The 13288-nt window shown below is 49.8% G+C and carries 9 protein-coding genes; 8 read left to right on the forward strand and 1 reads right to left on the reverse strand.

From position 1 onward, the window contains the following. The first annotated feature begins 2 nt into the window (after nt 1-2). The 8 genes from ACN0YN_RS17475 to ACN0YN_RS17510 all read left to right on the forward strand — a co-directional run bounded on the left by ACN0YN_RS17475 (nt 3) and on the right by ACN0YN_RS17510 (nt 12848). Entirely contained in the window at nt 3-1511 is a 1509-nt protein-coding gene (locus ACN0YN_RS17475) for a prepilin-type N-terminal cleavage/methylation domain-containing protein (RefSeq protein WP_417386319.1), read from the forward strand. A gap of 82 nt (nt 1512-1593) precedes the next feature. Next, complete coding sequence (locus ACN0YN_RS17480; RefSeq protein ID WP_417386320.1) at nt 1594-6318, forward strand: hypothetical protein; 4725 nt, start codon at nt 1594-1596, stop codon at nt 6316-6318. A 290-nt stretch (nt 6319-6608) separates the two neighbouring features. Further along, nucleotides 6609-7667 (forward strand): DUF1559 domain-containing protein, encoded by a 1059-nt coding sequence (locus ACN0YN_RS17485; RefSeq protein WP_417386321.1) that lies wholly within the window; start codon nt 6609-6611, stop codon nt 7665-7667. Nucleotides 7668-7907: 240 nt separating this feature from the next. Further along, the gene (locus ACN0YN_RS17490; protein WP_417386322.1) at nt 7908-8954 is read left to right on the forward strand and encodes a DUF1559 domain-containing protein; all 1047 of its coding nucleotides are present in this window, start codon (nt 7908-7910) and stop codon (nt 8952-8954) included. A 12-nt stretch (nt 8955-8966) separates the two neighbouring features. Further along, nucleotides 8967-10052 (forward strand): DUF1559 domain-containing protein, encoded by a 1086-nt coding sequence (locus ACN0YN_RS17495; RefSeq protein WP_417386323.1) that lies wholly within the window; start codon nt 8967-8969, stop codon nt 10050-10052. Nucleotides 10053-10618: 566 nt separating this feature from the next. Next, the gene (locus tag ACN0YN_RS17500) at nt 10619-11245 is read left to right on the forward strand and encodes a ClpP family protease (protein ID WP_417386324.1); all 627 of its coding nucleotides are present in this window, start codon (nt 10619-10621) and stop codon (nt 11243-11245) included. An 82-nt stretch (nt 11246-11327) separates the two neighbouring features. After that, entirely contained in the window at nt 11328-11933 is a 606-nt protein-coding gene (gene clpP, locus ACN0YN_RS17505) for an ATP-dependent Clp endopeptidase proteolytic subunit ClpP (protein ID WP_417386325.1), read from the forward strand. A 57-nt stretch (nt 11934-11990) separates the two neighbouring features. Continuing rightward, nucleotides 11991-12848 carry a hypothetical protein gene (locus ACN0YN_RS17510; RefSeq protein WP_417386326.1) on the forward strand — a complete coding sequence of 286 codons (858 nt, stop codon included), beginning with the start codon at nt 11991-11993 and terminating at the stop codon, nt 12846-12848. An 86-nt stretch (nt 12849-12934) separates the two neighbouring features. Here ACN0YN_RS17510 and ACN0YN_RS17515 read toward each other — a convergent pair whose 3' ends face one another. Beyond that, nucleotides 12935-13252, reverse strand: a complete 318-nt coding sequence (locus ACN0YN_RS17515; RefSeq protein ID WP_417386327.1) for a tetratricopeptide repeat protein — start codon at nt 13250-13252, stop codon at nt 12935-12937. Between the last annotated feature and the right edge of the window lie 36 nt (nt 13253-13288).

Here is a 13288-nt window from a genome sequence, read left to right on the forward strand (position 1 = left end):
ATATGAAACACTCAGCAGGTAACAGAAAGATCACTGCCCGACGACTCAGCAGGCAGTACTCCGCAATCACTCAGCGTGGTTTCACGCTCGTTGAGTTGCTGGTGTCTGTTGCGCTGGTGTTGTTGATGATGGTCATGTTTACCGAGATCTTCCAGATCGCTTCCAGCTCGATTACCGCCCAGCGGGGGCTTTCTGAAAATGATCAACGGGCCCGCATGCTGACCACTCTGATTCAATCCGATTTAAATAAACGGACTTTTCAGAATCTCGTGCCTTTCGACTATAATGAGCCAGTTCCGATTCGAATCAGTGATTACAGGGATCGACGCGGCTACCTGGTGATCTCGGAGAACGATCCCAATAACGATTCGGATGACCTGATTCAATTTACCGTCGATGCCAATATCACAACCAAGCTGCTGGATACAACACCCTATTACGGGAAAGCGTCCGTATTGGGAGGGACTGTGACACCTTCCGGGCAGCAACCTTCGATTGCGCATCCTAATCAGCCTGAAACCGATGATGCACGAATTAACTCAGATACAACCTCTGTCTCTCCCTACGCTGAAGTCTGTTACTTCATGAGAGGCGGTAACCTTTATCGGAGAACGCTGCTCATTCGCAAACCCCTGGATCTGGAAACCACAGCCTCTACCCAGCCACAGACAGCACAGAATGCGCTGACGGCAGGGGGGCTGGAGTTCTTCGATCCTGCGAACAGTTTGTATGGCGCCGGAACATATACGACAGGCAATTTCCTGAGTGACTTTGATTTTTCAGTCTATCGTTATGGCACGCCAACCGCCTATGCGAACTTTCATGATGTAAGATCACTGGATAATACAACACTTGAGTCGCCGAATTTTTCATTGGGACGTACCCGTTATCGCTTTGGTTTTAACCATACTACAGGACTGCCTCGGGAGTACGTGGATGACGCCGACGGGTATGCACAATACATCGGGCGGTTTACCCATCAGGAAACATCAGACAACGATTTCCAGTATCCGCAGGCACCTTCGACAGCCGGTGGCACCAATCCAATGAATCCATCAGGTTCCAGCCTGGTTCTGGATCGCACCACAAATGTTGTGACACAGTATGCAGACGGTTTGCGTCGTTCAGAAGACCTCGTACTGCCGAATGTCATTGCCTTTGATATTAAAGTATTTGATGAAGCATTGGGTCAGTTTACCGACATTGGAAGTTCCATCGCCGTAGACTATGCCTCCAGTGCCACTCCGGCGTACCAGAATAACAATCCGGATTCGACCCATGCTACCAATATTTATGATACCTGGCATATCCAGTACGACGTCGACAATGCTGACGGGGACAGCGACCATACAACAGGTCAGGATCTGCCCCCGTTCCGCCCCCTTGATGGCTCCGGAAATCCCAAAGCCTTGAAAGCGATTCAAATTACCATTCGCTATTTAGATGTGACATCTCAACAGTTACGACAAATGACAATCATTCATCCGTTACGCAATCTGCTGGCGGATTGATTGCTGATATATTGAAACCCCAACAATGTTTTCCCAGTGCCGGTCCGGGTCACGGTCATTAGACACTTCGGGAGGTATGGAAATGAAATCCATCTTAATGAAACAAGCAGGCAGCTACCACAGTCAGTTCACGAAGCAACGCCGCGGATCCACCCTGCTGGTGGTGATCGCACTGCTGGCCATTCTCGCTTTGATGGCGGTGGTGTTCTACACCTTCGCTGCACAGGAACAGACCAGCGCCGAAAACTTTGCTGATGCTGCCATCAACGAAGCCGATCCTGGCTTGCAATCAGATGTCCTTTTCAACTGGGGTCTCGAACAACTGATCAAAGGCCCTGACAAATACCGCAAAAACAGCGCCCTCTGGGGGGGAGACTATCCTCCTCATTCAATGATCTACAACATGTTAGGAGATGATGGAGTTCCCTTTAATGGTCGGGGGCTTAATGTAGTCCTCAATGGTGGTGGGCCTGATGTTGATCAAGATTTTAATGGCAGTGGTGATTCAAATCAGTCTTTGATCGGGGTAAATCTTTCTCCAGCGGCACGACTGGGTGAATCGGGTTCAAATACCGCTATTGGTAATCTTCCTGACATGGATGTTGATTATTCTTCACCTGATATCAATACCATGTTTCTGGCGTATAAAGGTTACGTTCCCGGGCCCAACTGGTTGACTGATAAGACTGATGTGCGACTGGTCATTATCCCTTCATTTCATCGTCCTCAGTATATGAGAACTGATTCCGGTGGTTTAATTACCAATCCATACGGAGACGCTTCAGTTTCGACACGTGTATTCCGTCCTCATGACAGTCACACGTTTATACATCGTGAAACCGGTAATGACTCGACTTCATCTCGCTTCAGTACCAATGTTTTTGATAACTCTGGGTATACGAATCCTGGGGCATTAGGCATTTGGACTGCGAAGGATATGAGTACCTCGGATACCGAATACTCACTCGACGTTGATAACGACGGAGATACGATTCGGGAAGGGGTCTGGCTGGATCTCGACTTCCCTCCGATTGAAGACCCGCAGAACCCGGGGCAATACATTATCCCCATGTTTTCCTTTACCGTGTATGACACAAATGGATTGATCAATCTGAATACTGCGGGGAACATGCGACAGCCGGGAAGCGTCGATCTGAACTATGCCCCCGGCGGTACGTTCGGTAATAATACCTCAGGATCCGGTTCGAACCAGTTCATTTTCCTGTCACGTTCACATCAGGGCCTCTCTTCACCCGGTGAAATCAATCCGCAGTGGGCCATGACAGCGCAGATCCCCAGCCCTGTCGGTACAGCTCTTACACAACATCGGATGTTCTTTGGCGCAGAACCGACCCTCTGGCCTGAACTGTCCAACATGGAATACTTCTTCCTGAATTACGGACGCGCCGACTATACCGTTCCCTCATCGATTGCAAACGGGACAAAAAGCGATATCCGCGATCTGATCAATGGTCGCTGGGGTGAGCCGAACCGTCTTTACGAATCACAGCGGGACGCCACGACAGACAATATTTTCATCGTAGATACCTCCGGTGCTACGACCCTCTCATTTCCACGTGCCGGTCAGACACTCGTTGATGATAATGCCGACCGCTACGAAGGAAGTAACAAAAGTGGTTCGCTGCAGGGATCACGTGCCGGTGCGATTTCATTCAAACACCCGCTGGCCCATAACGGAGCTGGTCGCACCTGGGGATCGGGGGCCAACTACCGTCGCACTAATCTTCAGGCTCCAACCGGGGGACCAGCCACCTGGCCTTATTATGCCAATTATGAAATCGCCGGTCCTGATTTATCCAATACCCCGGATTCCGTTCGCTGGCCCGCAGCCCTGTTTAATAACAATACAACGACAGCCAGGGAGCACTACCTGCTGGACGATTCCGATGAAATCGTTGTCGACATGGAGAAAGTTCAGCGCCCTTATGATGATCCCTTCGGTCCGGAAGAAATGGCACATCTGCAACTTTCCGGAACCGATATTGTCAGCTCCGGCGTCACTTCCCGTCTGGCTTCACTGATGCCCAGAAACTTCGGGACCACGGGGGGCTCCGACTACGAACGTCGCAAACGGTTTACCACAATTGGTTGGGATCGCAAGCAGTTTTCAAAGCCCACGGACCCGAATACCACATTCCCTCCACGTACTTTAATCGAGAATGGGGTTTACCGTCCTGAATTAGTCGCATTGCTTGGAGTCCGGTTACCACAGGATATTTCAATTCCAGGTGTGACCCAGGAGACAATTAATTGGATTTTGAATAATCCACAACAACGCAAGTTGAATCTGAATCAGTTACTGGTGTTTGAAAATACCGGAACGGGTCGTACTGTGTCTTATCGCCCTCTTACACCACACCCGGGTGAAGACTTAAATGATAATGGCACACTCGATACCGGTGAGGATTTAAATGGGAATGGTGTATTAGATTCCTTGCCTGCGACGGTCATCAATACTGGCTGGAATAGTAGCAATTTGCCGGCTTATCCTCCGTCAACACTTGAACAACAGGAGTTCTGGGCTCGTTATGACCGTCAACGGATGGCTCGTGATATTTATACACTGCTTTGTACGTTGAATTTAGATTATTCAACGTCACCAGCTGCATTTCGTACTGGAGATTTGCAATTACATATGGCACAGTTTGCTGTCAATCTGGTTGATGCGCTAGACCCAGACAGTGTCATGACCCGGTTTGAGTATGATTCAGATTTAAGTGATGGTTGGGGACTGGATGACAATCCTTATACAAACACCTCGGCTGAACAGGCGACTGGTCAGCGGAAAGTCGTTTGGGGTGTGGAAGCGGTTGAACTGACACTGAGCGAGTTTATTCTGGTTCAATGTGAAGACCAGATGAGCGACCACGCTGTGACTCAATTTCCTGATGATAAAGTGGATGGCACGGATAAAGAGCGATTCTTTAGTGCCATTGAATTGCGAAACAACAGTCCATATACGGTCTCCTTTGGCGCTCGTGGCAAATGGATGCTTGGACTGGAAGTGGATGGAAGTATGGTAAGTTATGCGATCCCCAAAAACAGAAGTGTGGATCCGGGAGGATTGTTTACGCTATTAAGTTCCAGTGGGGGAGATACATTGGATTCAGGTGGCGGTGATCCTTACAGTGAACTTAAAGTCGATTTGGATGGTAATGGTGATTTCACAGGTGTTAACGAACGAATTATACCATCAATAGACATCGCTACCAATTACAAAATCGATATGGTGACTGATCAGTCTACGACACAATCACTCGTCACAATTTTGAATGACAGCTTTACTGATATTACCACGACAGCGGGAAGTTTTCTTGACCAGGGGCGAACTCAGTTAAGTGCAACTACTGTTGATGTGAAAATCAAACTCTTCCGAAAAGCTCATCTGGGGCGTGATACCTATCTGACAACTGGAACACCTGCTCCAGATGTGGATAATCCTTGGATTCTGGTAGATGAAATGTCAGTACCAAAAAGTGATTTCAATCTCACTTCCGACACAGCGGCTGCAGTACAGGCACAGCTCGATCGGGGCGCCATGAAAAGTCAGGAACGCTCGCAGCCGTTACATCAAGCGTTTGATACCGTGAATACCATCGCTTCCGGAAATATTCGTAATACCTTCGGACAGCAGAATTCACGTACGACTGGAAACTTTAGTGCCTGGCAGCCTCATTTTGACCGTGATTTTTCATCACCGGTTGAACTGTTTTCAATTCCGATTGTCGGTCCAACTCAGGAAATCGTGGCCTCACAGACATTGCCGATCTCTGCTACAGGGCCTAACGGGAGTAATCTGGATGGTTCTTCTGATCCTGCGAAAACCAGAAGCAGGCTTATTACAAATGCCCTGGTTGACAGCGGCCAGCAGCAGTCGGGGACCGACATCAAAACTGCCGGTATTCAGAAATTTCTTAGTAATGCTGGTGTCAGTACTTCTGCTCCTGGTTCGAGCTATAGTTACTGGTATCGACTGTTTGAGTATGTCGAAGTTCCTACACGCATTCATCGTCAGCTGGCCAATCCATTCAAAGATTTTCGGGTACCAGGTAAATTGAATCCCAATACCATCAGAGACCCTTCAGTCTTGGCGGCATGGATTGATGATATGGGCACAACGAACAGCGTCCTCGATGGTGGGGCCTACAATATTGATGTGACGAATGCATACAAAGTTCATCGTCTCAATGATACCAGTGAAGGATCGGCTCGAAACTGGTGGGAGCAGTTTATTCTCTCACGTGATGCATATGATGCTCAGGCAGAAAATTTTCTGCCCGGTACACCTGGTTCGCGACCATTTCGCAGTTTCGATTTTCTGGCTTCGAGTCCTGATACAAATAGAGCTAATTATCGAGACCCTCGCGAAAATACACTTTTCAGATCACTGCCCTTAGATAGAGGTTCAGATTTCGATGATCCACGTTCTTTATTTGAAGTAGCGACTCGCGCAGAACACGAAAATGGACCGGCTGACTTCCATTCACGCAACCGGATTTTATCTAAAATCATGGGGAATATGACTACTCGCAGTAACACATTTGTGGTCTTCATGTCGGTGGCTTACTTTGAAGCTTCTGGAGCGGGCCTGACAACCCATGATGGACTTGTCCAGATCGGCGACCGGGCACACGGTAAATCTGTTCATGTTCCCGATTATCGTGGCTTCTTTGTAGTCGACCGGACTCGCGTGGAAGAAGCCTATGAGCCGGCTACGAAAAAATTTGATCACTGGAAACGACTGGTTCGCTACCGTCACCTGATTCAGTCGATCCAGGAAGATTAGTAATAAGTGATTTTACCTGACCAACACAACAGGACAATCGGGTATAATAGTTAATAGTGACACAGGAATGAGGGGGAACGACATGTAGCCTTAGTAACCAGCTCTGGTCGCGGGCCTGTGAGTAGAGTCTGTGGGACGTGGACGATTAAATCGTCTGTTCCTGTAGAGCGGATTAGTCCGGGATTCCTCTGGTTTCCTGTGGGATCGAGATGTTTTGAGTTTGTTTTTGATACTTGTCAATAAGTAATATATAATCTGTTTGAACCGTATTTCTAGTGAGGAGAAATGACATGAATACACGTCGAACCAAACAAAAATTGCAGAAGCGTAAAGGGTTTACGCTGATCGAACTGCTGGTGGTGATCACCATTATCGGCATCCTGGTATCGCTGACCCTGCCGGCCATTCAAAGTGCCCGTGCATCAGCACGAAAACTGTCCTGTCTGAACAACATGCGAAACGTCGGACTGGCCGTCGTCAACTTCTCATCCGGTGCCAACTCTCAGTTGCCACTGCTGGTGGATCCTAACATCGAAAATGATTCCGGTAATGCCAATGCCGGTAACGACAACCTTTCCTGGTGCACAACGATTCTGCCTTTCCTGGACAATGTTGGTTTCCGTCAGCGTTGGGATTCAACAGCCAGTCTCGCTGCGAAAACCGGTGCAACAGCAACTCAGATTTCGAATCTGGCCAGCTTGAATGCCATTCGTTTTCCGGTCTTCACTTGTCCTGATGACCAGTTTTCTACCGACCAGGGCGCATTGTCCTATGTTGTAAACATTGGATATGTTACCGGTAGTTATAATGCGAATAACGATTTCGACCACGCTCCAAACAGTGATGGTGGTCTGGACAATGACAATACCACGACTGCCGATAATGCGATTAAATTTGGAACCGGTGTCTTCTGGCGTCCTTACACATCCCGTATGTCACTGGACTACATCTCAGCAGCCGACGGTATGACTCAGACTTTGATGTTGTCTGAAAACCTGCAGGCTGGTGAATGGTTTGACCAGGATACCGGCAGTCTGGGATTTGGAATTGATATGAACTCAGTCTATCCCAGTGGTTCTACCGCGATGACATTGCTGCCACTGAATGCCTATACGATTCTGAACGCGACCTCGGGGAACGATTCACGTATTGGTGCCAACCTGACCGCAGACAAAGCAGAAGCCTGGCGTCCCAGCTCAAACCACCCCAGTGGTGCTGTGAATGTGATCTTCTGCGATGGTAGTGGAAAATCACTGACTCCACAGATGGATGCAGCCGTCTACGCACGTCTGCTCACTCCTGCTGGTCTGCGTTATGGCCAGGCTGTTGTTGACGGATCTTCTTTCTAAGCGAGTGAAGTTGACTGCAACCATGATTTGAGTCATTTTTTCTCAGATCGGTTCAAACATGCGGGCACCAGGGATCTTCGGATCTCTGGTGCTTTTTTTATGGCTGGTTCCAGATCGCGTCACAGTTTGCCATAGCGTGTTTCAATCTAATATACTCAGGCTAAATGGCCTTGGAGACGCTACAGTAAACCTGGATACAGGCTAGACTTTCCCCTGTCTCATGCTGTTAAGGAGCCTCTCATGCAGAACAATAGAACCAGACGGTCACCACAGTACCGCAGCGGCTTTTCACTGCTCGAACTGGTGGTGATAATCGTTGTGGTAGGCCTCCTGATCGCGCTGACCCTGCCTGCGATTCAGAGTGGAAAACACTCATCAGGAAAATTGTCCTGTCTCAACAACATGCGGGATATCGGCCTGGCGGTTGTGAATTACTCATTCACTGACGATAGTCAGTTGCCACTCCTGGTCGATACTGATCGTATCTGGTCCACCAATGGAAATGCGCACAATGCGAATCGATCCTGGTGCATAGCCCTTCTTCCGTATCTGGATCAGGTGAATTTCCACTATCGCTGGGATACCGCGGCCCGTCTGGCGTCAGGACCCACATCCGTCGCACAAGCAGACGCGGAAAAAACGCTGGACCAGTTGAAGACGATACGGATTCCCGTCTTTACCTGTCCCGACGCGCAATACGCTGCTGAGCCTGGTGCACTTACTTTTTGTGCCAATGCCGGGTATGTGACTTCGAATTATAATACCGCTTTAGATTCAACTCATTATGCGGACAGCGGTGATGGGGGATTTGATTCCGATTCCTCCGTCGACACTGACGTTCCCATGAAATTTGCTTCGGGCGTTTTCTGGCGACCGCATACTTCTCGCATGTCGCTCGACTTCATTTCAGCCGCCGATGGCATGACGCAGACGTTGATGCTGTCGGAAAATCTGCAGGCTGGAGAATGGCATTCAACGTACACCGGCGACATCGCCTTCGGCGTGAATATGGAAGGTGTGCTCGATGGCACTTCTCTCAAGCTGCCTGCAAACTTTGATCTACGAACAGCGAACACGGATTCCCGCATTAGTTCCAACCTGAGGGCAGACAGGGGAACCGCCTGGCGCCCCAGTTCGAATCATCCCAGCGGTGCCGTGAATGTGATCTTCTGTGACGGGAGTGGGAGATCACTGACACCAGGCATCGATCCCGGCGTGTATGCCCGCCTGCTCACTCCCGCAGGTTTACGCTATGGGCAGGCTGTGGTAGACGGAACTTCATTTTAGTTGGAGAAAGTGATGAAAGCAGTCGCATCGTGCAGTAATCGAAAACGGCGGGACGGTTTTTCAAAAATGGAAGTGGTCGTGGTGTGCATTACGGTTGCACTTTTTATCATCGCGCTGGTCATGCCGATGGGGCCACGATCTCATAGGCCCGCCCTGAAATTATCCTGCCTGAACAACATGCGTAATGTCGGCCTGGCGATGGTTAATTTTTCCTCGGGGTCCAACTCCGAATTACCGCTGCTGGTCGACCCTAATTTGCGGATTTCAACAGACGCGGAACCAAACGCCAATGAGCGTTATGATGACCTGACCTGGTGCACGACAGTTCTGCCCTTTCTGGACAGCGTCGCTTTTCGTCAGCGCTGGGATGCGACTGCAAAGCTGGCAGCAGACCCCAAAACGAATACAGCCGCGATCGAACAGCTGGCAGGAATGAACACGATTCGGTTCCCCGTCTTTTCCTGTCCCAGTGACGAAGCTGCAACGGATCGGGGGGCATTGTCGTATGTTGTCTATATCGGATATGTAACGGCCAATTATAATAAGATGGGGGTTCGCTACGATGCCTCCACCGGAGTCGGTCATCACCCGGCCGGCGATGGCGGCCTGGATGGTGATCCGACCACAATGGAAGATATCCCGGTCAAGTTTGCCAGTGGTGTCTTCTGGCGTCCTTATACTTCGCGGATGTCACTGGATTTCATTTCGGAAGCTGACGGAATGGCTCAGACATTGATGCTGTCTGAAAATCTGCAGGCTGGCAACTGGGCCGATCAGGATACGGGCAGCCTCGGCTTCGGCATTGATATGCAGGCTGTCTATCCCAGCGGCGGTACATCTCTGAAACTTCCTGCCGGATTCGATCTGAAGAATGCGACCACTTCAACCAATTCGCGCATCGGGGTCAATCTGAACGCGAAGCAGGGGAACGCCTGGCGTCCCAGTTCGAATCACTCAGGCGGCGTGGTAAATGTGATCTTCTGCGATGGGAGTGGCAAGTCGCTGTCTCCCGCAATTGATCCTGGTGTCTATGCTCGACTGCTCACCCCTGCCGGTCAGCGATACGAACAGGCGGAGCTCGAAGAGGGTGATTTCTAGAACGCATCACATTTCACCATAGCGTCTGTCAATCTAATCTACTCGGCCCAAATGGAATTGGGGACGCTACAGTAAAACTGGATACAGTCTGATCGAGGCAGGCTACCGTACTCTTCATAAAGCGCCTCACTGACCAGTTGATTGCTGCAAATCACACCAGAATTCATTTCGTCTCTGGTGTTTTTTTATCGTTAATTGTGATACTGTATGCGTGTACGCTTTTTGCTGGCGTGCTGACAACCTAAGCTTTCATAAAGAGAAAAAGAAAGCGGTGTTGAGACTGCTGCGAAAGGGAACTTTGCATAACGTCTCTTGACGAATCACAGGGAAATCGGATAAGGAACGATATATAATTTTCAATTCAACAGGAGGGTCTCCCTGCGCGATCGCGACGGGGTGAAAACGGGCTCTCTTCCTCCCTGTCAGGGAACAGAAATAATGGAGCTGCCGCTTGACTGCCTGATGCAGGCCAGCCATAGTCGGTGGTTCAAAATGATGTGAGAGTTAAATCAGAATTAACCTCGTCACGAGTCACTATAGCAACCATTACATCTCAGGATCATATCATGTTTGACCCCCTTTCCGGGCAGATGCCAACCCAGGCAAATCAGCGTGCCAGAAGTTATTCACAGCAGCGTCAGATGGGGATTGGCGATCTCCTGCTGGACAACCGGATTATCTTTCTGGACAGTGTCATCAACGATGCCAGTGCGAATTTAATCGTCATGAAACTGTTGTATCTGCAGTCTGAAAATCGTCACCAGGACATTCACTTGTACGTGAATTCGCCCGGCGGTTCCGTGACCTCCACGATGGCCATTTACGATACCATGCAGTTCATTGAATGCGACGTCGCCACCTACTGTGTCGGTCTGGCAGCCAGTGGTGGTGCCATCCTGGTCGCCGGTGGTCAGAAGGGCAAACGCTACATTCTGCCTCACGCTAAAATGATGATTCATCAGCCTTACGGCGAAGTGGGCGGACAGGTTTCCGACATCGAAATTCAGGCCAAAGACATTCTGGATACACGCGAAGTTTTGAACAAAATTCTGGCCGATCACACCGGTCAGACAATCGATCAGATTGCCCTCGATACTTCCCGCGATCGGTTTTTGAGCGCTCCCGAATCAGTTGAATACGGCCTGGTCGACGAGTTGCTGGTTCGCGATAAAAAAGACAAAGATAAAGAATAATTAGAAGACAACAAAAGTCGGCAGAGAGACTGTCGAATGATTATCAACCATCAAATTTATCATCAATTGAAGTGAGTTTTATATGACGGTCCTTACTCCTTATGTGATCGAAAAGAATGGCCGCGATGAACGGGCCATGGATATCTACAGTCGTCTGCTGCAGGACCGCATCGTGATGATGGGGTCACAGGTTAACGATCAGGTGGCACAAAGTCTGGTCGCCCAGCTGCTGTTTCTCCAGTTCGATGATCCCGAAGCAGACATCCATTTTTACATCAATTCACCCGGTGGTTCCGTGACCGCGGGGATGGCGATCTACGATACGATGCAGTACATCTCCTGTGATGTTGCGACCTACTGTATCGGGCAGGCCGCCAGTATGGGTGCACTGCTGCTGACTGCGGGAGCCCCTGGAAAACGCAATGCGTTACCCAACAGCCGCATCATGATTCACCAGCCTCTGGCCGGGATGCAGGGAACCGCAACCGATCTGGAAATTCATGCAAAAGAAGTACTGAAGATGAAGCGGCGTCTGAATGAGATTCTGCTGCATCACACTGGTCAGACGCTCGAAAAAATTGAACAGGATACAGACCGCGATAACTTCATGGACTCCCAGGAAGCCAAATCGTACGGTCTGATTGATAACGTTCTGGAGCACCTTGAACTGCCCGGGACCAAAGAATAATTTCAATCTGATTTAGAGGAGAGCAGAAGAGACGTCTTCTGCTGAAATTGATTTCCAATGAAGCAATACCTTACGACATGGATGTCGTTGTTGTTGATTCTCACCCTGATGGGGTGTGGAGGTCGTGGTCATTCTGATTTGCTGGAAGCCCGACTGCGTCAGCAGGAAGACAGTATCTTTGCCTTACAGCGCGATTTGAAAGAGTCGCAGCATGCGCTGGAATCGGCACGACATCAGTCTGAAGAAATGTCAAAGCAACTGGCAAAAGCATCCAACGGCAGCCTGCTGCCTGAGCAGACCAAAGCCCTCTACAGGGTCACTGGTGTGAAGGTCAACAGCCTGCTGACGGGGGGCGTTGACCTGGATAGCCAACAGGGAGATGAACTCTGGACGACTGTCATCACTCCCCATGACGCTGATGGGGAAACGGTCAAGCTACCCGCCGAATTCGAGTTGGAGTTGGTCGATCTGAATCAGCCCGCAGAGAATCGCCGGGTTGGTCTGTGGACCTTCGACAGTCAGGAAGTTCGCTCTCACTGGTACTCCGGCTTTGCCGGTTCCGGGTTCCGTTTTGAACTTCCCTGGCAGACCACACCTCGCAATTCAGAACTGACTCTGCTCGTTCGAATGAAGTCACCAGATGGTCGTCTCTTTAACACGACCTCGCCTCTGAAAATTGCACAGCTTGAAAACACGGCTTCCGTCCGTCAGGCTGTCTCCCGGGAACGACTGACACCCGCGGAGCCAGCACGAATTTCATTCGATGAAAAACCAGCCATCATTCAACAGCAGTCCGCGACCGTCTCTGCCGAAATCGAAAATCCGTTTGAGGTCATTCGAGGCGAAGAGCCAGCAGCCCCCTCACCATTTCAAGCGGAAGAAGAATCACCATTTCGTGTGATCACTGATGAGTGATAAACTCGTGATCTGAGAATCAAGAAAGCCCTCACTCGAATTTCGGGTGAGGGCTTTTGAGTTTTATCAGGTCAGAATCGAACCGTTTATTTTCCCTGACCCATTGAGTGAGATTTCGCCAGTGCATCTTCTGCTTCGTGAATGCGTCCACAACGCTGGCAGATCACCGACAGCTGCAGATATGAAAAATGGTCATCCGGTTCCAGCTCGGTCACTTTCTTGGCGTGGGCAATGGCTTCGTCAAACTTGCCGAGCTTCTGGTAGTACACAGCGATGGCGGAATGGGCCAGGGTGAAGTTCTCATCCATCGCCAGAACTTCATTCAGCTTCTCGACGGCTTGCTCAATATTCCCGCCTTCATAAATTTTGACTGCTTCGTCATACAGGTTCGCTGGAGTACTCATCGAATTAATCTCTCTCTTCTCGTGCTAATGTTGTTC

This window comes from Gimesia sp. (assembly GCF_048260065.1).
GTDB lineage: Bacteria > Planctomycetota > Planctomycetia > Planctomycetales > Planctomycetaceae > Gimesia.